This window comes from Paenibacillus sp. FSL R5-0345 (assembly GCF_000758585.1).
Classification (GTDB): Bacteria; Bacillota; Bacilli; order Paenibacillales; family Paenibacillaceae; genus Paenibacillus_AQ.
The window spans coordinates 3798047-3820216 of the sequence record NZ_CP009281.1 but is presented as its reverse complement, the minus strand read 5'-3'; the positions used below and the strand labels follow the sequence as shown (position 1 = coordinate 3820216).

Here is a 22170-nt window from a genome sequence, read left to right as displayed (position 1 = left end):
GAACAGAACATACACATATATCAGCGTAGATATTAGGAGATGAGGACTTGAGAAGAGAACTTGCGCTACATACGGATAAATATCAGATCAATATGATGTACGCTCACTGGGTGAATGGAACTCATAAACGGAAGGCTGTATTTGAGGCTTATTTCCGTAAGCTACCTTTCGGTAACGGCTATGCTGTGTTCGCAGGTTTAGAGCGTATTGTTGGTTATATCGGCGGCTTGCGGTTTACCGAAGATGATATCCGTTATTTGTCTGAGCAAGAAGAGAACTATGCTCCCGCTTTTTTGGAGGAACTGTTGCAGTTTCATTTTCAGGGAACCGTTCATTCGATGAAAGAAGGCGCTTTGATTTTTCCAGATGAGCCATTAATCCGTGTGGAAGGGACAATTATGGAGGCTCAGCTGGTGGAGACAGCCATTCTGAACTTCATGAACTACCAGACGTTGATCGCTACTAAGGCTTCACGAATTAAGCAGGTGGCTCCGAATGACATCTTGCTGGAGTTCGGTACCCGGCGTGCGCAAGAAGCCGATGCAGCGGTGTGGGGGGCTAGAGCGGCCTATATTGGCGGCTTTGATGCTACTTCTAACATGCTGGCGGGTAAAATGTTCAGTATTCCGACCAAGGGAACACATGCACATTCCTGGGTTCAGAGCTTTGGCAGCGAACAGGAGGCTTTTGATGCCTATGCTAAGGTGATGCCGGACGAAGTGACACTGTTGGTAGACACCTTTGATACACTCCGTAGTGGGGTGCCTAATGCAATCAATACAGCCAAGAAGCTTGAGGCACAAGGTAAGAAGATGGTCGGTATCCGTTTGGATAGCGGTGACTTGGCTTACCTATCCCGTCAAGCACGGAAGATGCTGGATGATGCTGGCCTGGATTATGTGAAGATTGTAGCTTCCAATGATTTGGATGAGAACACGATCATGGATCTGAAGCTGCAAGGCGCAGCTATTGATACTTGGGGAGTGGGTACACAATTGATCACAGCCTCGGACCAACCCTCTTTGGGTGGGGTCTATAAGCTGGTGGAAATTGAGTCCGCAACTGGAGAGATGATCCCGACGATCAAGATTTCCTCCAACCCTGAAAAAGTATCCACACCTGGCAAGAAGGACGTATTCCGGATTATCGGTAAAAATGGCAAAGCGCTTGCGGATTATATCTGCTTTCCTGATGAGGAAGCTCCGCGTAATGGTGCACGATTGAAGCTGTTTAATCCGTTACATCCATACATGCATAAGTATGTTGAGCGTTACGAGGCATTGCCTATGCTAGAACCGATATACGTTAACGGATTTCAAGTGTATACTTTACCGGATTTGAATGAGGTTCGCCGTTACCATAGAGAGCAAAAGGATCTATTCTGGCCGGAGTATCAACGTAAGCTGAATCCTGAGGTGTACCGGGTCAATTTGAGTGAAAAGGTCTGGACTAGCAAGCAACAGTTAATCGCTGAGCATATTAGACCGGATATAGAGTAGATTTTGCTGGATTAATTCTGTCAACAGTGTTAACGCGGTTTTTTTGTTTTTTTCGGAAGTGATAAAGGAGGAGAACTTAATGGAAAAGGGTGAGCTCGCTTTTGCGCCGAACAGGAACATTAAGCCTGGTGAAATCATTTCGTTCGGTATGTATTCGCAATCAAAGGACGGTAAAGCACTGCCGATTGAATGGCGTGTTCTCCATAACTCTGGAAGCGAACTGATTGTTTTGAGTGAATTTATTTTGGACTGCAAGAGATATCAAGGCAAGAGCGCAGATATTAAATGGCGTGATAGCGTGGATATTACGTGGCAAGACTGTGATTTACGAGAGTGGTTGAATGATGAATTCTATCACACCGCATTCAATGCTGCTGAGAAGGAATTAATAAAGACGACCTGTTGTACAGACAATGGAGAGGGTACCCCGGATACAGAGGATAACGTTTTTTTGCTTAGTGTGGATGAGATAAAAGCATACTCTGAGATACACGGTAAAGAGCTGCGACGTGCCGTTGGAACGGACTTTGCTAAAATGAAAAAATCTGATGGATGCAGCTTATACGTATATGATAAAACGGATAAAGAGAACTATATAATCAAAGACGGCGAGGAGTTTGGCTGCTCTTGGTGGTGGCTGCGTACACAAGGAAACAAACCTTCACGTGCGTTTTTTATCGGACCTGGCTGCAGTATTCGCAGCTATGCAAATGTAAGTGTAGCTCGTGACGGTGTGCGCCCAGCAATAGTAATTAATCTTCCATGATTAAGGATAACTGCCCTAGAGTGGCATCAATAAAAAGGTGTATCCCTTGATCTTCACATTAGTGAAGAGAAGGGATACACCTTTTTGTGATAAATCAGTCCGAGTTAAAAATTTTAGTTCTTTTTCTTGAATTTTAAGAACGACCAAATCGTAAGCATCAACACGACTGCCAGACACGTACCTATACTGATACGGTTCTGAGCATCGAAGAGGAAGGAAACCGCGATTACCGCTAAACAAGCAAGTGTTAGAACGGTTATATAAGGGAATCCCCATACCTTAAAGGTGGGTTCTTTCGGATAGGACTTTCTCAGTTTAAGTTGTGACATACAAATGCTGATCCATACGAGAATAACCACAAAGCCTGGAACAGCCATTAGTAAACGGAACAGGCCATCTTGCGCGAAGTACGCTAGCATGGATCCAATAACAAGAACAACAGCACAGAGCTTCAGACTGTTGATCGGTACACCTTTTGCAGAGGTTTTAGCTAAGCTGCGTGGTGCTTCGCCCTGTGATGCCATAGAGTGTAGCATCCGGGTGGCGCCATAGATACCAGAATTGGCAGCAGAGAGCACTGCTGTAATCAGAATGAAGTTCATGACGTGATCGGCACCCTTAAGTCCTGTAGCGGCTAACACTTGAACAAACGGGCTTGTATGCTCATTCAGTTGATTCCAGGGTATTAAGCCACAGATGACTAAAATCGGTAATGTATAGAACAGAATAACGCGTAGAATGAAGCTTTTAACAACCTTAGGTAAGACCTTTTCTGCATCCTGTGTCTCCGTCAGGGTAAGTCCGATTAACTCAGACCCGCCGTATGAGAACATAACGACAAGAAGGGCAGAGAAGATGGGGGCCCAGCCTCTTGGGAGAAATCCACCATAATCCGTAAAGTTGTGTAAGTAAGGAGTAGCCTCAGACATTGGTAACAGTCCGAAAATTAATGAGCTTCCTAAGATAATGAAGATGATGATCATAGCGATTTTGATTCCGGCTAACCAAAACTCCGTCTCTCCATAACCACCTACACTCATCATGTTGATGCCGATAATCAAAGCTCCACTTGCAAGACTAAGCAGCCATAATGGAACATCTGGTAACCAGTATTGCAAGAAGCTGCCTGCTGCCAGCACTTCAATCACACAGACGGTCAACCACATGAAGCAATATAACCAGCCCACGATAAAGGAGAGCCGTTCTCCAAAAGCCTCACGAATGAAGTCCTTCATGTTCCTATTCGGGTAAACCGTAGCCATTTCCGCTATGGCCCCCATGACCACTAAAAGTAGCAAACCTGCTAAAACATAAGTAAGAATAACCGCAGGTCCAGCAATACTTATGGTCTCAGAACTTCCTTTAAAAATCCCCGTACCGATTACTCCGCCCATCGCCATAAAGCTGATATGCCGAGGAAGCAATTTCTTCTGTAATGATGCTTCGTTTGACTTCACAATTAATGCCTCCTAAGCTGTCTTCGAAAAATTACACCAAGCATCAGTTTATCCTGAAACGGACTAGTTGAAAAGTAAAAATAACACATATTTTTTTGCATAAGGGTGACTTTTCACTCGAGTGTGATATTTAACATGTAGAATATGATAAATATTCGTTATAAAATAAGAAGAAATTTTAAGTTTTACACTCTTTACCCCATATTTAATCCATTCATGAATAAATCGATTTTTTCTGAAGCTTCTTTTCTTCCTTTCATGGTCACGTGTAAATAAGCCTTTTTACTAATGCATTGCTATGTCCAAAACGTTTATGAATCATTTCTATGTCAACTCCGATTTCTGCTAATAGAGAAACGTGTGTGCTATAGAATACATATACATAATGTTCCAAATGAATTAATCTATTCACATGAATAATGAAAACTATCAGTACAGAAATACATACTTTTCTGTGGGGAATCCAGCAATTCTATGGATCACAATACTGGGCTTGTTGCTACTAGGATTTGTTTTGCTTTATTTGATTCAGAAATATCGAAAGAAGAGAAAATGAGAAGTCATGAGTAGTTATTCAAAGTATTGGAGAATGATAGAGAACATACAATGAGTAACCAGACTAGTGTCGGAGGTGTGCTTGTTCACCTTGAAATATACTTAACCAATTAATAATTTGGGAGGGTATTATGATGAGTTATGGATTTCAATTTTCGTTGAAAGGCCTTTTATTGTACGCATTACAGCTGCTTCCTAATATAATCTGGATGTTAATGCCTCCAGCAAATAATGTGCTTACTGAAAACAGTTCCGTCTATAAAATATTGAATATTATAGAAGGAATGTTTGGAGTCTTGACGGTTATTCTTATGATTGTTCTGATAAACAAAGGCGAAGGAAGTAACAGCAACCTTTACATCGGACTGGCAATAATGTTTTTGGCAGCTTATTATATTTCTTGGGTTTTCTATTATAATGGGGTGGTTGCTCCATGGTTACTGATATTAGGAATTGCATGCATGCCGCCTTTGTATTTCTTTTTCGTCGGACTTTGGATGAAAAACTATGTTCTCCTCGTTCCTTGTGCTATTTTTGGAATCACCCATATTTTGATTACTACCATGAATTATTTGAGACCGTAAATTATACTTATGAAAACTGTGACCATACCTGATTCGTTCGTCAGGAATTAGTTTGAAATAAAGCATACATAAAATAACCCGCTGGGCTTTTGCCTGACGGGTTTCTTCTTGTTTATACATTGAACTCCGTAATTTAGATTTCGTAGATGGTAGTGTTTTTTTCTTGCACTATGGAAAGACTTTAAAGCAGGATATACTATCTTGTAGATTTGCAATAAGGTTGCTGTAGACCCACACGATATCCGTCTACTAAGTTATTATTTATATCAGAAAAAAGGTTGTGAAGCTCTTGAATGGTTCGAAAGTTGCTTTCCTATCTGTACTTAGCAACACATTTGTCGTTCTTCTAAAACTCATTGTAGGCATTGTTACAGGTTCTGTGGCAGTTATTTCGGAAGCGATCCATTCTACCTTAGATTTAGTAGCCTCGTTAATAGCATTCTTTTCGGTCCGAATATCGAGCCGTTCTGCGGATAAAACACACCCTTATGGGCACGGCAAGGTGGAGAATATTTCAGGGACGATTGAAACCTTACTTATTTTTGTAGCAGGGATATGGATTATTTATGAGTGCATCCATAAAATATTGAATCCAACCGACATCGAGCTTCCCTATTTGGGAATCATTGTGATGGTGGTCGGGGCAGGACTCAATTATGTCGTTTCCCGAAAGGTTAAGAAGAAGGCAGATGAACTCCATTCTGTTGCAATGAAATCTAATGCCCTGCATCTCCTGACTGATGTTTTCACATCTTTGGGCGTAGCGGCTAGTTTATTATTGGTCACCATTACTGGATGGACAATATTGGACCCAATTATCGGAATTATTTTAGCTTGTTATATTATGAGTGAAGCCTACAAGCTCCTCAAGGAATCCTTTCCGCCTTTGCTGGACGCACGACTAACTGATGAAGAGGAAATCGAGATCTTACGTATCATTGAAGTATTTAAAGAAAGATTTATCGAAATTCATGATTTTCGTACCCGTCGATCTGGTCCGGAAGAATATGTGGATTTCCACCTTGTCATCCCTTCCTCGATGGATATCAGTACGGCTCATAAAATATGCGATGAAATTGAACATGCCATTAAAATAGCTTTCAAACATGCTCAGGTGTTAATACATGTTGAACCAGAGGAAGAGCTGTTAAAAAATCAACCACAGACGCATTAAGTAGGTGATGAAAATCTTGTGAGCAATAGAGAGATAGTCCAGAATCGTCCGAGTTGACTGAGATAGAAGCGTCCTGTCAACCTTAGAAGGAGGAGGTGCATGAAAGGTCTGATTTAGATCCTTTGGTGGATAGACATCTAGTTACCCATTTACCCAAGCGCTATAGGGGGATTGCATATCCTAAGATGTACTCAAATGCAGAGGAGGAATTATAATGAGCGAAAATGTTGCTGGTGTTGGATATGGAGGCGGTATCGGAGGTGCCTTTACATCTACTGGTGCAATCTTAGTATTGTTTATCCTCCTTGTAATTATTTCTAAGACAATCCTGCTATAAGATGTTAGCGGAAGTCTGAGGTGTTTAATCCGTCAGCCCAAACTGCTGACGGATTTTTTTTACATTGATTTAAGAACGTATGTTTGGTTATAATGAAAACGAATGTTCTTATTCTGGAGGCTGAATATGCTCAGTAACACGGCACGGAAGACTCCTGAGACAGCGATTATAGTTGAAGGTAGGGAAAGGCTGAACCCGTGATTCAAAAGGGTCCAGACAGTGACATATTAGATACAGTGAGGCATGGACGGCAGTAGCACTGATTACTGGACAATGAAATAGGGGAGTTTCATGGCTGGAAAACTCGAAGATAATGGACTAAGGGAGGGGAGCCGAATGATTATACCAGAGCATAAACAGTGTATTCTTTCTGATTCGCGGAATGAGATTCGTAGCGAACTTAATCTAGATCCTCAAGTGTTAGCTGAGATATCTCAGGTACTAGCTCAATCAATGGAGGATCATAGTCCGATAACACTCACACTATTTGACCAAGTTAAAGATAAAGAAATACGTGGTATTGTAATGCGAGTAGATCAAAAATTACAGCAGATTAAATTGAGAACAAGTGATGATGGTTGGGAATGGGTTGAAATAGTTGATGTTATAGGAGCTTTTACATAGTAAAGCCTCAGGGTAATCCTGAGGCTTTTTCTTATTTAAGAATGTACTTACCCTAACCCGGAAACTATATCCCATCCACCGTTTTAAGGGAGAGAATCTTTTCATTAGAATATTTCCTGTAATTCTGAACGGCTCTTTTGATACTCAGGAAAACTTCCTTTACCATAAACGGGAAGAGGTTATTGATAGTTTCAAATGTGGAATGTGATGAATTTAACATCTTAATTTTTAATTTTATTGCTAAATATAAGTAGCTAAATATGCTTAGGTAACACATGGAAAATGCAAGATTTGTCACTTCGCAACTTGCAAAATCAAGATACAATCGTTGAAAAAGTCAAAAGGATATTATACTGATGACATTCTGAAAGGGGCTATGTCGGTGGTACAGTTACCAAAAGTGAACGAACTCGGTTTTTTTGAGATTCGTCTGGAATCAATTGGAGGGCTAGGCGCGAACTTAGCTGGTAAAATGCTTGCAGAAGCAGGCGTTGTCGGTGCTGGAATGAATGGAGTGAGCTTTTCATCCTATGGTTCTGAGAAAAAGGGATCAGCGGTAAAAGCGCATATCCGTTTTTGTGATTTGAATACGCATATTCGTGACACTTCACCGGTAGAACGACCTCATGTCGTAGGTATATTCCACGAAGCGTTGGCAAAGACCGTCAACGTAACTAGCGGAATTTATGATCATAGCACAGTGCTAGTGAACTCAGCCAAGTCACCGGAAGATTTGAAGGCTTCTTTAAATATGATGGCAGGAACCATAGCTGTTGTTGATGCCACAACGATCGCATTAGATGAGAAGAACCGTGTAAACATGGCAATGTTAGGCGCATTGTTCCGGATGTGTGATTTCTTGGATCCTGAAATTATGAAGGGTGTTATCGAGAAATCTCTTGGAAAAAAATATCCGCAGGCTGTTCAATCTGCACTAACTACTTTCGAACGTGGATTTAATGAAGTTACTTTCATGCATTTCCCTTTGCCTGAAGGTGCGGTTATGCCTGAGTTCGTCCGGTCCGATATTTCGGCCTTAGGTTATGAGACACAGCCTATTGGCGGTACCATTACGAATCCTGGCAGCAGCTTTTTAAAGAATCTCAGCATTTCAAGATCCGGTTTATTACCTCATTTTAAATTAGATGATTGTATTCATTGTGCACAGTGCGATACGGTATGCCCTGATTTATGTTTTGTTTGGGAGGAGCAGCCTGATAAGAAGGGGCGTCCGCAAATGTTCCTGCAAGGCATTGATTATCAATACTGTAAAGGCTGTTTAAAATGCGTAGAAGCTTGTCCTACAACGGCTTTGTCTGGCGAACGCGAGGAAGATGGCTATGCAGAAAGTCATACTGTCCGGCATATTTTTGATCTCGTTACCGAGGCCTAATTAACGATGGAAAGGTGGAACACACGTGGCTATAGATTATGAAAAAGAAGTAGGCTCAAAGAAAGTAGAGCAGAAATTCCTATATGAATCCGGCAATGAAATGGCGGCTTATGCTGCCCATCAAATAAATTATCATGTCATGGGTTATTTTCCGATCTCCCCATCGACAGAAGTGGCTCAATTTCTAGATACGATGAAAGCGAACGGTCAGCATGATATTATGCTCATTCCATCAGATGGTGAACATAGCTCTGCAGGAATCTGTTATGGAGCTTCGACGGCTGGTGGACGTGTATTTAATGCAACCAGCGCCCAAGGCTATATGTTCATGCTAGAGCAATTGCCGGTACAAGCTGGTACACGGATGCCTATGGTTATGAATTTGATCTGCCGCTCGATTTCCGGTCCGCTTAATATTCACGGTGACCATTCTGATTTGTATTTTGCGCTAAATACGGGCTGGCCGATTCTAATGTGCCGTGATCCACAATCTGTTTATGATATGAACCTGATGGCATTAAAGCTAGCTGAGCACGCCAAAGTGAGGCTTCCAGTAATGGTAGCATCAGACGGATATTTTACTTCTCACCAGAAACGCCGCGTACAAGCATTTACTCACCGTGAGGATGTTCACAAATTTGTCGGACCACAACCTCCGGCAGGCTTTACGGATACACTGGACCGCAATAATCCGGTTACCGTAGGTCCTTACATGAACGAACCTGATTATATCAACAACCGTTATCAGCAGTCGGTAGCGATGTACAATGCGGGTGAAGTCTTCGAAGAAATTGCTAAAGAATTCGCTGAATTGACCGGACGCCACTATCCAATGATCGAAGAGTATCGGATGGAAGATGCAGAAGTAGCCGTGTTCTTGATGAACTCAGCGTCAGAGATCATTAAAGATGTGGTAGACCAGCTTCGCTTGCAAGGGATCAAAGCAGGTGCAATCTCACCGAATATGATTCGACCTTTCCCCCAGAAGCAAATGGCTGAAGCGCTGAAGCATGTTAAGGCAATCACTGTAGGCGATCGCGCGGATTCGGTTGGCGGTCACGGCGGTAATATGGTAAATGAGATTAAGGCAGCCTTGTTCACCTACGGTAACACTACTACAAAGGTTATTAGCCGTATTTACGGGTTGGGCGGTAAGGACTTCTATGCAGAAGATGGTCATGCGTTCTTCCAATTGGCTTTGGATGCCGTTGCTGCAGACCGTGTTGAAGTTCCGTTTGACTACTATGGTCACAATCCAGGTACTCCGGACAAAGCGCCACAGCGTCTATTGAAGCCGATGGACTTTGATTCGCTGAAGTCAGGATTAATTACGGTAAAACAGGATGAAGCAACAGGAAAATTAAGTGTGCGGATACCCCCACTGCGGAGCTTGACGAAGAAACCTAAGCGGCTGGCACCAGGTCATGGCGCATGTCCGGGCTGTGGGATTTTCTCAGGTCTGGAGACGTTCTTCAAAGGCATTGAAGGGGATATCGTAGCGCTTTATCACACAGGTTGTGCGATGGTAACGACTACGGGCTATCCATATTCTTCTCATAAATCTACCTTTATTCATAACCTGTTCCAAAACGGTGCAGCTACCTTATCCGGTGTCGTAGAAATGTTCTGGGAACGCAAACGCCGTGGTGAATTGGACGGACTGGGGCTTCAAGACGACTTTACCTTTGTAATGGTAACTGGTGATGGCGGTATGGACATCGGAATGGGGCCGGCGATTGGGGCTGCACTACGCGGTCACAAAATGATTATCGTAGAGTACGATAACGAAGGTTACATGAACACAGGTGCTCAGCAGTCCTATTCCACACCACTGGGTCACCGTACCTCTACATCCAGCATAGGTAAGAATCAGCAAGGTAAAGTTACGCAGCATAAGGATACTGCACAAATCATGGCAGCTACTAACATTCCATATGTCTTTACAGGTTCTGAAGCTTACCCGCAGGATCTTGTGAAGAAAGCGGCAAAAGCACAATGGTATGCTCAGAACGAAGGACTTGTGTACGGTAAAATATTGATCGCATGCCCGCTGAACTGGATGTCTGAAGATAAAGAAGGCACCAACATCGTTTCGTTGGCTGTTGAATCTTGTTTCTTCCCTCTATATGAAGTGGAGCACGGTTCTACGAATATTACGTACAATCCAGAGGATAAAGGCAAACGCGTTGAGCTCTCAGCTTGGTTGAAGACAATGGGTAAAACCCGTCATTTACTGAAGCCTGAGAATGAACCAGCTTTACGCAGCTTTGAGGCAGAAGTGGAGCGTCGCTGGAATCGTCTGAAAGCAAAACATGAGCATCCTGATTTGTAAGAGATAATGATAAATAACCCGGCAGATTCGTCTGCCGGGTTATTTGTATATAATGGTAGTAGGGAGGGATGATTCTATTGAGCTGGATTCTATGGATATGCTTTTTTGTTTCATTACTATTGTCTTATGTTGATCAGCGAAAGACATTGAAGCTAAAAGACTGGATGATCATAATAGGGGCGTTTTTACTTTGTGAGTTCTACGTCAATTTATTTGGGTTACTGATTCCTGTTGGTTTTATCATTGGATTGATTGTTATGAATAAAAAGAAAACATTTCTTTACTCAAAAGCACTACTATTTGGTTTGATTAGTGTTTGTGTTATTTTTTATGGCCCTAAGATTAGTTTGAATGAAATCCATGAGCTAACGAAGGCTAATAAATATACTGAGCAATTTAATAAGATTAAATCCGTCTCACAATTTTCCGTCGAATCAGATATTAATGATGTACTCTCGACGTCAGCAAATCATTTAAAAGATAAAAATCCAAACTCAGAAATTCCTGTAGACGACCCTCATGTAGCCTTCAGTATATGGGTTCTCCAGCATAGAAATGTAGCTCTTAAAGATTTAGATTGGTTATGGTATAAAGCTCCTTTAGAATTAAATTATTATTGGCAAATTAATCGTCCCGATCCATTGGTTACTCTTGAATATGTTGTTTTTAATGAGGTTGGATACATGGGTGTTTTTGAAAGAGAGAATACGACTAGTCCTTACTATTTACGGAAGATTTTTGAGTTTGATCGGTTGAAAACAAATAACCCACAAATCCCTTGATCATTTAAAAATGGAGGTTTTTCACTAAATTACGTCTAATGAATGGGTATTTGCGCGTACAAAGTGGTTATCGGACTCCAGAGCACTTAGTTATTAGCATGGAAAACAACAAAAAAGGCTGTGAGATTGGAATAATCCATACTCTCCTGTCACTTGATAGGTTAGAACAAATTCCAGTTTCCTTTAACCCTAGCATGTTGTTCTGCCCTAAGCAAAAGATAGCGGGTACAAATAACAAGCCCTACACTACCCACAATTAATGCTCCTAGAGCCAACCACCAGGTGAACCCTATATTATCGTACAAAGCTCCCCGCACGAGAACTAGGCTATAGGTAACCGGAAAGAGAAGTGATAAACCGGTCGCCCATATTGGAAATACCGCTGGAGGAATCCGAACCCCGCCGAACAACTCCATAGGCGCTTGAAAGATGTAATATAACAGACCCGAATCTCGTGAAAATAGCGATATCGCACAGAGAAAAGCTCCCCAAATGACCGCAGAAATCATAATCAATGCTAATATAGGCAGTAAGACCCCCCAATGAATAGATGATACATCCGTTATAAAAAGGAAGGTTAGGCAGGAGAAGGCTGCAAACATCCATATACCGTGAAAAAGAGAGTATAAGGAACGCCCGTACAGAAATGCCATTTTGGAAGCAGGCGTTAAGAATATCATCTCCAATGTGCCGCCTTTGCGTTCCTGTTCGAATAGCCAGGCTGCCTGAACAACCGTCCAATATAATTGGAAGACGAGATAACCACTAAGCAGAAATAACGGAATTCGCCCATCTGGAATTACCCTGGAGAGCGTGGAGCCTGCTCCGTTTCTAAAGGGCTGCATCGTAAAGTAGGAGGTCAGAAAGGTAAGCGCCGGCCAGAGAAGGAGTGAAAAAAATACTGCATGCCCCTTAACTCGGTTTTGATGCTGCTTCGTGACCTCGGCGCTAAGAGTTAGCCATAAACTGCTTAAGTTCATGAGACCCTTCCTTCCGAAAGAAGGATGATAGCATCTTCCAATGTAGGCTTCTCAGTAGCGAATCCAGTAATGCTTAAGCCGTGCTCATTAGTCCAAGGTAATAGTTCAGTAATCATGCGATCTGCGGAGGGGGTCATTACTGAGATTCGATGTGGCTCATCTGAACGTAGAGCTATTACTCCTTCAGATTCAGCTTCAGCTTTGATAAGCTCTGCAGGGTGTACAAGCGTTCTTAGATGCTTCAAAAGCTTGGGACGTAGTGATTCACTCCAACCCGTTACATCCAAATGTGCAGTTTGTGAACCAGCAACTTGACGGACAATATGTTCCGGCTTGTCACAGAGCAGCAGTTCTCCACGATTTAGTACATAGACACGGTCACACAGCTCTTCGACCTCCTGCAAATAATGGCTGGTGAGTAGGATGCCTTTACCACTGTCAGATGCAAGTTTCCTCACAGTACTGCGAAGCTGCCTAGCGATTGGTGCATCTAGACCGAGTGTAGGCTCATCAAGGAATAAATATTGTGGATCATTAATAAGTCCTCTGGCGATTTGCAGACGTTGTTTCATCCCTTTAGAATATTGCTCAACGGGCTGGTCAGCCGCTTCAGTTAGTCCAACTTCTTCTAGTAAACGATTCGATTCTCGTTCGATGTGAGAGGTGCTCATCCCATATAGTTTTCCGAAGTACTGTAAATTTTCTCTACCGGTGAGCCGCCAATATAACATTCGTTCCCCGCCAACAATCATATTTACTTTTTGTTGAATTGCTTGTCTATTCTTCGTCATGACCATTCCATCTACTTCTATATTTCCTGAAGTCGGTTCAAGTAGAGTAGAGAGCATGCGGATCGTAGTGGTTTTTCCAGCACCATTTAGGCCAAGAAGACCCACAATTTCTCCAGGGACAATATTCAGAGACAGAGATTTTACTGCAGAGACGGATCTCTTCTCGGAACGGAACCAGCCTTGTCTATGCTTCGTTTCATAAATTTTAGTGACCTCATTCATAGTAATCACTTTGGTTTCACTCCTTCTCATACTAGAATCGTTCGAATAAGCCCCGTTCAACGCGATGATTCGTCCATAGTCCAATGGTTATGTACAGAATGCTTAACAATAAAATCGGGTAAATATCATGAAGTCGGATCAATTCTCCAGTAAGCAACGTCCCCCGGAGGAGTTGAAGCGCATGGGTCAGCGGGAATATTTCACCTACAGTCTGTAATATCTCAGGTAAATACTGCCTTGGAAATTGAAATCCGCATAACAGAGCGGTAATCGTAAATAACGTATTTTGCACAATGAATGTGTCTCGTGTATAGAGCATTATGCTTCCTAGTACTAGAGCCATGGCAAAACAAGATAGTAAATATAGTAAACTTGCCAAGAGGATAGAAAACACATGTACAGAAGGTAAATGTAATCCGGCTAGAAGACCGAATGAGAGGACCACCAGCAACTCGAACCCACTCCGATATAACTGCTGAACTGCATTCCCTAGAAAATAACCGCTCCGACTAGAAGGGGAGAGTAGGAGTGCCTCTAGTGTTCCTTCCCTCCATTCGGTAATGAGCGCTCTTGATACATTCATCATCATGCTGACGGAAAAGATACTGAGTAAACCACCAATGATTACGAAGGTTAAATAGTCATTACTGCCAGCATAGATTGCGAATTTAGAATCGACATCTCCTTTAATTAAATAGACATATGAAAAATATGAGATTAGTACGAGATAGGCCCCTTCAATGATGTGTCCGAATGTAAAGGTCCAGGGAAAGGCTCTAAGATTGGCCTTTTGGTTCCTTTTTAGGGTTGCGATAGCGGTATGCCACAAAATGAATCTACTCCTTTCAAAAATATCATTGTTCCAGATATTGCCTTTGCAGAACGATTAGACTATCAAAGGATTCTTTATGGACTGAATAGAATAAATAGTTTCCCTTACGCTCAGACTTGGTGAATCCAGCTTCTGTAAGCTGCTTTAATTGTTTGGATACTGCAGCCTCAGAGATTCCCAATACTGGCGCAAGCTGTTTCGTACAATGAGGGCCATTCCACAGAATCTTCAAAATACGCATTCGTGTATCATCACTTAAGGCTTTGAGTTGACGCAGCAGGTCGCTTGGCGGACCGTCATTATACGCTTGACCTGGAATATCGACGGCTAGAGGAAAGAATAAAGTATCCTCATTCCAGCCAATAAGCAGGTGTGGGAATATAAATGAAGAAGGAAACACAAACACCTGCTGCAAAGTTTCATAAGGAAAATAATAAGTGTGTGCTTTTTGTGCGGTTAGTGTCCCATTCTCAGCTGAGAGGCGAGGGTGCAGCGTACGTAATGCTTTTTCCGGAGTGCGACTGGCTAAATCTTGAAAATGAGCGGCAGTGGTATTCATCCAAGGCTGGATATAGTCCCATTCCTGACGAAAATAATCTTGTTCATAAGTAATTAATGTTTCGATCAGTAGATTTCGTACACTGCCTAAATTCTCGATCAAAATCTGCATAGGTGCATTGATTAAAGCTCCGGAATTACTGCTATCCGAACCACACAGGGCTTCCACAATCGTACTTAATGTGACTTTTTGGTTCATCATTAGATACACAAATTCCGCATCTGGAAGTTTACACAGCATAGTGATCCCTTGCTTGCAAGAAATGGGGGCACCTGTTTGATCTGGAAGATCTAAGAGTGCTATCCAGCCGTCAGACAACTCTCCTAAGGACAGGATGTCCTGTTGGAGTGCGATAGGCATTGTTTTCTTGAGAGATAGCGCCCACTGCAATCGTTTCGGATGGTGCTCCGGTTGATACAAGACATGCAGACTGCATAATAATTCGTGAAAAGGGCTGACAATCGTTTTAATTTTTCGATTTAATGTTGGGAGTGAGCTCATCTCGTTCCTTTCCGATTAACCGTTTGGTTAATCAAAAACCACTTTCGCGTAAAGTGTTCAAAATTATAGGGGCAATGGTCGATATTGTCAAATATTTTCTGCAAAAAAAAGCGAGAGAAGACCCATTGCATTTAGCACGGGGCTGTCTCTCACTTATTGGGGACTTTTAATAGTGTTGTGAAGTAGAGTTATCTTCCGCCTCTTGGCATCATGGAGTTGTCAACAAATACATCTTTAACGGAATAGGTGTAGCAATGACGTGGTACGGGTACACAATGGTGACGTCTAACGATTTCAACAGGATGAATCACATTTACTACTTGTGGGTGGAAGTGATCTTGATAAATGACCTTAGGTGGGTCAGTAACGGTTTGGGCCGGGCATTTTGGACAATCAGACATTTCCTTCAGCTCCTTTTGTGTGTGGACTTACCGTATTATACGCACAGAACAAAAGCCTGCTTGGTTGTTTGTCTATTGTATTTAAAAATGGGTATTAGCTTAACGCTTGTAAATTTCACGCATGACATGGCGAAGTTCGGGGATAATTAACCGTTCCATAGCCAGCTTTACGGCTCCAGTAGAGCCAGGCATCGAGAAGATTGCGGTCTTTCCCATGGTGCCGGCAATGGCTCGACTAAGAATGGCAGCTGAACCGATGTCCTCTGTGAAGCTTAGCATCCGGAAAATCTCACCGAAGCCTGGTAATGTTTTATCTAGCAAAGAGGCAACAGCTTCATAGGTCGTATCCCGTGGAGAAATCCCTGTTCCACCAGTCAGGAGTACCGTTTCTATTCCGGCATGGTCGACACATTTATACAATAGCTCACGAATATCCTGATAATTGTCTTTTGTAATGGTGCTGCCTATCACTTCATACCCGGCTTCTACGAGCAAAGATTTAATCAAAGCTCCTCCGGTATCTGTTTCGGTAGTCCTGGTGTCCGAGACAGTAATGATATAGCAGGAAACGGTTTGTGGCGCTTCTTTCCGATGTTCTTCAACAGATGACAAATGGCTCAACTCCTAAATTAGAGATGTTTTCATGATAGGGTATGGCTGAAATAAAGACAAGCTGACTTAGACTTACAAAAAGCACCTGGAATTTTCGGTACCGCTTGCGTGCTTCGCGCGCATGTAGTACACTCGCTACACATAACTGTAATTTGCTGGGGAGCGATGAAACATGGAACAGGTCGTACCTGTGTATATATTGTCAGGATTTCTGGGAAGCGGCAAAACAACACTGCTGCAGCGTCTACTAGATCATTGGAAAAATCAGGGTTTACGTCCTGCAGTAGTGATGAATGAGCTGGGTGAAGTGAATTTGGATGGATTGCTAGTTGAGCAAACTGTCCCTATGGCAGAACTGCTTGGTGGATGCATATGCTGTTCTATCCGAAGTGATCTCAGTACAGAGCTGGCTACACTGATCAAGAAGGAGTCACCAGATGTCGTAGTGATTGAGGCAACAGGCGCCGCGAATCCGCTGGAAATTGTGGATGGCGTAACCGAGATTTCGTTATATCAAAAAGTAGAGCTGAAAAGCTTGATCACCGTCGTTGACGCCGCGCATCTTCTTGAACTGTATCGCGCGCAGCAGGGGCAAACGTATCGTTTGATGCAGGAGCAGATTCGCTGCGCTTCTGTCTTGTTATTAAATAAAATTGACCGTGTAACCGCTGAAGAGGCGGAGGAGGTTAACGCTGTACTGCGGAAATGGAACGCTTATGCACCCATTCTGCCAACTGTACGTTGTGAGGTGGATACGGAGGAACTGCTGCGTGATGCAGGTGGAGTTCTTACAGATGCACAATTGGAAGAGACTGAGGACGCGAGTGTAAGCTCATCACGTCATGAAGATGAACACACTACTAGTGGCACACATGCTACTCACGATCATGTTATGGCGTATACACATTATTTTAAACGTCCAGTAAACAGTGAGGAATTCGAACAGTTTGTTAAGGAACTGCCGCGTGATGTTTATCGAGCTAAAGGTATTGTGACCTTTAATGACACCTCCAGCCGGTTTCTTTTCCAATATGCCTATCGTGAAGCTGATTTTATGAAAATTACACCACAAGGCGAAGTGCCTGACGTAGCGGTATTTATCGGTGAACATTTCTCATCTAGCGAGCTGCGCACTAGGCTTCTGGAGATGGAAGGACGTAACTTCGTTCGTCCTAGTACTGTTAAGAGAAGCCTATAATCAGATCTCCTTGTCAGAAGTTGTAATGGTTCATTCCTAATCTTGTAGGTTAATAGTATCGCATACCCTATAAAAATACAGGAGGTTTAAGGCTATGACCCGAATTCAATATCAGGAGTGCATTGACGCTTGTTTGGAAAGTATGAATGCCTGTAATTATAGCTATGTCTCAAGCCTAAAAGAATATGATCTTGCTTCTCTGCGTGAAAGCATGCGGTTAGATCGTGAATGTGCGGATATTTGTTCTTATGCCGTACAAGCGATGACTCGCCAAAGTCCGTTTGTAGCCGGAATTCTTCGTCTGTGTGCCGAAATTTGTGAAGCCTGTGCAGATGAAAGCAGCAAGCATATACATACACATTGTCAGGAATGTATTGATGCCTGCCGTAGATGTGCTGAGGCATGCCGTTTGATTAGCGATGCGGTTGAAGTATACGCGTAAGATTGTATACCAAACTAACTATATATAAGCAAATGACCAGACCATTGCTGTGGATGTACAGCATGGTCTGTTTTTCTTTTTAGCACAAGGTTAGATTTATTTTCGTTTCTTGAAGAGGAAATATGTAGGGAACTGGAGAATTAACAGTAGATGTGAAGCGAACATAAACTTCTCCAAATCATATGGATGATATCAGTTTATTATAGCTCTGGCAGACCGTACAGAAGTGGAGGGGAAAGATGAAGCATACACAAGTACCAGAGAGTGAACAATCAAAGGAGTTATTTGCATATTTTGGACTGGCAGTTTATTATGGTCAAGCCCTAGAACAACAGTTGACCAATTTGTTATTGCTCACCAAATTATCTCAAGGCAAAGCGCCCACAGAAGCAGACCTGACGGATCTGTATCAGCGAAAACTCAGCAATTCACTCGGTCAACTCATCAAAGAAATCCAGCATCACTTTCCTTTCTCAGAGCAAGAAACCGCTCAGCTAGAAGAAGTGTGGAAACAGCGTAACCATATTGTTCACGATTATTTCAAGGAACGGATACAAGAAACGTTCACCCCCGCTGGAAGGGCAAAAATGATCGAGGAGTTAAAACGATTCAAAAATAAAGCTAGAAGGCTTGAAATCAAATTACAAGGCTATTGCACAGAAATGTTCACGAAGCTGGGGTTAGAAGAGGAGAAGTTGTTCTAATAACCCTTCTAATCCGCAGCCCTCTACAACCTCCGGTCTAAATTGAATCTTAGAAGCTCTAACGCAGCGTGAGAGTGCAGATAAAGCTTCGCCTAATGCCGGAAGCATCTCTGGCGTTAGGTGCTCACCCGGTTCCCACCACCAATTCACAATGTTCAATGTTTGGCTCTTCTTATCCATCACCGGTTCAAATCTCCCAATTAAACGATCATTATACAATAAAGGCAGTACATAATAACCATACTCCCGTTCCAAGGCGGGTTTATAGACTTCCCAGCGGTAATGAAATCCGAATAATTGGCGGATTAATTCTCGATCCCATAACAAGTTATCCAGTGGTGCTAATACCGCCGCAAACGAATAATTTGAATGACGCGCATCTTCTTCTGATTCCTGTTGTAATACAGCTTCTAAGGTTGGCGCGTCTATACTACGGATGTAGAGTGGAAGCTTAATTCCCTCAACTAGAACTTCCCTTAGACTGTCGGCTATTAACAGCCTTTGAATCGCTGCAGTACGTTCTTTGCTCTTCAGACCGGAAATCCCTAGCCAGCCGTCTCCGGATTTATTCCATAACAGTCCGATGCTGCCTATTCTTCGCAGCACATACCAATCATGAAATTGTTCATCAGTGGGGTTAGGATCTTCAGTGTTTAAAAGATGATGAGGAAGCAGACGTTCTGTGAAATCGTAATAACGGCGGGTATGAACACGATGATGAACGACTACTTCACCCCAAAAGTACATACTTTCCAACGCAGCCCGAGTTAACCTAGCTGGAGCCCAAGCCCAATCTACCTTGTCCTTACCATCTAGATCCAGAGAGGAGAGAGGCCCGCGCTTCAATAACTCTTCACGAACCTGCGCTACTGTAAGCATCACAGGTTCATTTGCCTGATGGTACGAGGCTGATGCATCTCTTCTGCGTTTAAAATAAGGCCAGTCCTCTGTACAATAAATGGACATGTTCTTGTCCCAGCCATCTAATAATAGTCTGTCCTGATACAGAAGCTCCTGGGCTTGTTCGGGTGTGAACCCGGGAACTCGTGCTTGGAGAACAAGCTCATGGTTATGGCCTGCGATGTTAAGTGGATCATATTGAATACAACCTACGTGACGGACATAATCATAAATGCTAAGTTTACCGGCAGGAAGTGCACCTTTAGTTAACTTTTGGTGAGCCAGGAGAAAAAGTCGAGCTTGCTTCTTAGATACTGTGTATGTACGCATCAAATGCCCCCTTGACCTTTATGTATTATTTTTCATTTTACAGAACAAATGTTCTAATATCAAGTATATAAAAACCCTGAATCACTGGATGTGACTCAGGGCATATTTTACATTTTCTCTAACGATGGTTGCAAGCTACCTAATGAAGGTCTTGAGGGTGCACCATTATTATTGTCTATACTGTTAGAACCAGCACCTACTTGTAGCTGGTACATTCGGAAGTATCTACCGCCGAGTGCCATTAGCTCATCGTGGCTACCCCGTTCGACAATCTCTCCGTGATGCAGAACAAGAATCTGATCTGCACTGCGAATGGTCGATAGACGGTGTGCGATGATGAATGTGGTGCGACCTTTTTTAAGAACTTCTAGTGCATCTTGAATAACGCTTTCTGTCTCCGTATCGATATTGGAGGTGGCTTCATCAAGAATTAGAATAGCTGGGTCGAAGGAGAGCGCTCTGGCAAAAGAAATTAATTGCCGCTGTCCTGCGGATAAGGTACTCCCTTTTTCAATAACGGGTTCATCAAAACCTTGAGGAAGGTGAGCTAACAATTTATCAGCTCCGACTTCCCGTAAAGCCCGTTCTACCCGTTCGCGTGAGATTCGTTCATCTCCTAGGCTGACATTGGAAGCAATGGTACCAGTGAAGAGGTAAGGGTCTTGAAGAACAATCCCCATGTGATTGCGCAGCCACTGTTTCGGAATATCCGTAACCTTCTGGCCATCAATCGTGATTTCCCCTTTTTGCGGATCATAGAACCGGAATAACAAGTTGATAATCGAGCTTTTACCAGATCCGGTGTGACCTACTAGAGCAACAGTTTCTCCCGGGCGTGCTTCAAAGGAAATATCGCGAAGGACGAAGTCTTTTTTGTAGGCAAAAGATACATTCTTAAACTCCACTTTTCCTTTATAACGCGGCATGGAACCATCGGTAACATTCTCCCCGGGCTCATCCATAAGTGTAAAGACACGACCCGCAGATACCATAGAAGTGTCGAGGTTTGCGAGTTGATTCACCATACCCGTAATCGGTTGGAACAAACGTCCAAGCACATCGACGAAGGCGTACAGCACACCTAAAGATACAAATGTAGAACCCGTAATACTGCCATGTCCGAAATACCAAAGCACCATCACAAAAGAGAGACTGCGTAGAGAGTTCACCAGGTTGTGGGAGGTAAAGGCATTCAGATTCAACATTTTATTCTGATATTTCAAGTAGTCATCGTTCAGATTCTCAAATTCTTCACCAAGCTGCTTTTGACGGCGGAATATGCGAACGATGGACATTCCTTGAATCGATTCATTAATGATAGCGTTGATCTCACTCAGGCGTGAGCGGATGATCGTATTGTATTTTGTTGCGATTTTACGATAAAGCACGATCCAAAGAATAAGAATCGGGATGATGAACAAGCTGATCAGACCTAGTCGAACGTCAAGCAAGAACAAGGCGATGTATACGCCAGTAATATTAATAATACCGGTACTGAAATTGGAGAGAACCGCAATAAAGAGATCCTTAATCGCCTCGGTATCATTAGTAACACGTGACACTACCTTACCTGCTGGCAGGTTGTCAAAAAAGTAAACCGGAAGTCGCTGAATATGCGCATACACATCGGTTCGCAGCTTTCGGATTACCTGATTCGCCGAAGATTGCAGCCAATAAGTCTTGCCGAATTCGGCAAAGACCGAGATGACTAGGAAGATAGCGTACAAACCGACCAGCTGATAAATTCCTGGAAGCTCAGGTTTGTAAAAATCGAACAGCTCATCTGCTGATAGTTTAACCGCAGGATAGATGGCTTCATCTTCACCGCGCGTGATATGCATTTCACCATTGCTGAACTTTCGCTCACCATCAGGCTGTGTTACAGCTTCATTAATAAAGTAAAAGGTTCTTCCCTCTTGCAGAATGCGAATTTCTTGACCCTTAGCTTCCCCGGGTTCAAAACGGTCTCCGCGTTTGTAATAAGTGTTGTTATACTGAACCGCCTCATCTGGAGACGTAGTACTAAAATAAGGCTTTTCGATGGCCAACATATGATTGTCAATCATACTTTTGGCGATAAATGGGCCTGCCAGTTCCGCCGCTACCCCGATGGAAAGGAGCAGAAGAGCTGCGATAAAGGTTTTTTTCGCAGTCAATGCGTATTCAAGCAGGCGTTTGCCTGTACTCTTTGTCAA

21 protein-coding genes are annotated in these 22170 nt (G+C 42.9%); 12 read left to right on the top strand and 9 right to left on the bottom strand.

Going from position 1 to position 22170, the window contains the following annotated elements:
• Positions 1 to 47 precede the first annotated feature (47 nt).
• Both R50345_RS16925 and R50345_RS16920 read left to right on the top strand, forming a co-directional pair.
• Positions 48 to 1499, top strand: coding sequence for a nicotinate phosphoribosyltransferase (locus R50345_RS16925; protein WP_081954107.1), 1452 nt, complete (start codon positions 48 to 50; stop codon positions 1497 to 1499).
• Positions 1500 to 1578: 79 nt separating this feature from the next.
• Positions 1579 to 2265: a DUF6273 domain-containing protein gene (locus R50345_RS16920; RefSeq protein WP_042128447.1), complete on the top strand. Its 687-nt coding sequence runs from the start codon at positions 1579 to 1581 to the stop codon at positions 2263 to 2265.
• Between the two features lie 113 nt (positions 2266 to 2378).
• Here the strand turns inward: R50345_RS16920 and R50345_RS16915 are convergent, their stop codons facing one another.
• Entirely contained in the window at positions 2379 to 3722 is a 1344-nt protein-coding gene (locus R50345_RS16915; protein WP_042128446.1) for an amino acid permease, read from the bottom strand.
• Positions 3723 to 4411: 689 nt separating this feature from the next.
• On the opposite strand from R50345_RS16915, the gene R50345_RS16910 reads away from it, so the two are divergent.
• The 7 genes from R50345_RS16910 to R50345_RS16885 all read left to right on the top strand — a co-directional run bounded on the left by R50345_RS16910 (position 4412) and on the right by R50345_RS16885 (position 11503).
• The gene (locus R50345_RS16910; RefSeq protein ID WP_231573793.1) at positions 4412 to 4861 is read left to right on the top strand and encodes a hypothetical protein; all 450 of its coding nucleotides are present in this window, start codon (positions 4412 to 4414) and stop codon (positions 4859 to 4861) included.
• A gap of 289 nt (positions 4862 to 5150) precedes the next feature.
• The gene (locus tag R50345_RS16905) at positions 5151 to 6035 is read left to right on the top strand and encodes a cation diffusion facilitator family transporter (protein WP_042128442.1); all 885 of its coding nucleotides are present in this window, start codon (positions 5151 to 5153) and stop codon (positions 6033 to 6035) included.
• A 214-nt stretch (positions 6036 to 6249) separates the two neighbouring features.
• The gene (locus R50345_RS31985; RefSeq protein ID WP_212567867.1) at positions 6250 to 6372 is read left to right on the top strand and encodes a YjcZ family sporulation protein; all 123 of its coding nucleotides are present in this window, start codon (positions 6250 to 6252) and stop codon (positions 6370 to 6372) included.
• 336 nt (positions 6373 to 6708) lie between these two features.
• Entirely contained in the window at positions 6709 to 6996 is a 288-nt protein-coding gene (locus tag R50345_RS16900) for a YolD-like family protein (RefSeq protein ID WP_170880276.1), read from the top strand.
• Between the two features lie 382 nt (positions 6997 to 7378).
• On the top strand, positions 7379 to 8389 hold the full coding sequence (locus R50345_RS16895; RefSeq protein ID WP_042128438.1) for a 2-oxoacid:acceptor oxidoreductase family protein: 1011 nt from the start codon (positions 7379 to 7381) through the stop codon (positions 8387 to 8389).
• 25 nt (positions 8390 to 8414) lie between these two features.
• Entirely contained in the window at positions 8415 to 10721 is a 2307-nt protein-coding gene (locus R50345_RS16890; protein WP_042128436.1) for a thiamine pyrophosphate-dependent enzyme, read from the top strand.
• A gap of 77 nt (positions 10722 to 10798) precedes the next feature.
• Positions 10799 to 11503, top strand: coding sequence for a hypothetical protein (locus R50345_RS16885; protein ID WP_042128434.1), 705 nt, complete (start codon positions 10799 to 10801; stop codon positions 11501 to 11503).
• Positions 11504 to 11664: 161 nt separating this feature from the next.
• Here the strand turns inward: R50345_RS16885 and R50345_RS16880 are convergent, their stop codons facing one another.
• The 6 genes from R50345_RS16880 to R50345_RS16860 form a co-directional block, all read right to left on the bottom strand.
• Positions 11665 to 12483 (bottom strand): ABC transporter permease, encoded by an 819-nt coding sequence (locus R50345_RS16880; RefSeq protein ID WP_042128432.1) that lies wholly within the window; start codon positions 12481 to 12483, stop codon positions 11665 to 11667.
• Positions 12480 to 13496, bottom strand: coding sequence for an ABC transporter ATP-binding protein (locus R50345_RS16875; protein ID WP_042132246.1), 1017 nt, complete (start codon positions 13494 to 13496; stop codon positions 12480 to 12482). The genes R50345_RS16880 and R50345_RS16875 overlap by 4 nt, the downstream gene beginning before the upstream one ends.
• 31 nt (positions 13497 to 13527) lie before the next feature.
• Positions 13528 to 14325 carry an ABC transporter permease gene (locus tag R50345_RS16870; protein ID WP_042128430.1) on the bottom strand — a complete coding sequence of 266 codons (798 nt, stop codon included), beginning with the start codon at positions 14323 to 14325 and terminating at the stop codon, positions 13528 to 13530.
• Positions 14326 to 14350: 25 nt separating this feature from the next.
• Positions 14351 to 15388 carry an ArsR/SmtB family transcription factor gene (locus tag R50345_RS30355; RefSeq protein WP_052414633.1) on the bottom strand — a complete coding sequence of 346 codons (1038 nt, stop codon included), beginning with the start codon at positions 15386 to 15388 and terminating at the stop codon, positions 14351 to 14353.
• A gap of 188 nt (positions 15389 to 15576) precedes the next feature.
• On the bottom strand, positions 15577 to 15789 hold the full coding sequence (locus R50345_RS30855; protein ID WP_076118784.1) for a hypothetical protein: 213 nt from the start codon (positions 15787 to 15789) through the stop codon (positions 15577 to 15579).
• 99 nt (positions 15790 to 15888) lie between these two features.
• Positions 15889 to 16401 carry a MogA/MoaB family molybdenum cofactor biosynthesis protein gene (locus R50345_RS16860; protein WP_081389814.1) on the bottom strand — a complete coding sequence of 171 codons (513 nt, stop codon included), beginning with the start codon at positions 16399 to 16401 and terminating at the stop codon, positions 15889 to 15891.
• A gap of 172 nt (positions 16402 to 16573) precedes the next feature.
• Here R50345_RS16860 and R50345_RS16855 point away from each other — a divergent pair, with 172 nt between their 5' ends.
• The 3 genes from R50345_RS16855 (at position 16574) to R50345_RS16845 (ending at position 18745) form a co-directional block, all read left to right on the top strand.
• A complete protein-coding gene (locus tag R50345_RS16855) occupies positions 16574 to 17599 on the top strand; it encodes a CobW family GTP-binding protein (protein WP_042128426.1) in 1026 nt (341 codons plus the stop codon).
• Between the two features lie 94 nt (positions 17600 to 17693).
• A complete protein-coding gene (locus tag R50345_RS16850) occupies positions 17694 to 18041 on the top strand; it encodes a four-helix bundle copper-binding protein (protein ID WP_042128424.1) in 348 nt (115 codons plus the stop codon).
• Between the two features lie 239 nt (positions 18042 to 18280).
• The gene (locus tag R50345_RS16845; protein ID WP_042128422.1) at positions 18281 to 18745 is read left to right on the top strand and encodes a hypothetical protein; all 465 of its coding nucleotides are present in this window, start codon (positions 18281 to 18283) and stop codon (positions 18743 to 18745) included.
• Here the strand turns inward: R50345_RS16845 and R50345_RS16840 are convergent.
• Positions 18722 to 19975 (bottom strand): winged helix-turn-helix domain-containing protein, encoded by a 1254-nt coding sequence (locus tag R50345_RS16840; RefSeq protein ID WP_042128420.1) that lies wholly within the window; start codon positions 19973 to 19975, stop codon positions 18722 to 18724. The genes R50345_RS16845 and R50345_RS16840 overlap by 24 nt on opposite strands.
• A gap of 107 nt (positions 19976 to 20082) precedes the next feature.
• Positions 20083 to 22170 (bottom strand): ABC transporter ATP-binding protein, encoded by a 2088-nt coding sequence (locus tag R50345_RS16835; RefSeq protein ID WP_156114821.1) that lies wholly within the window; start codon positions 22168 to 22170, stop codon positions 20083 to 20085.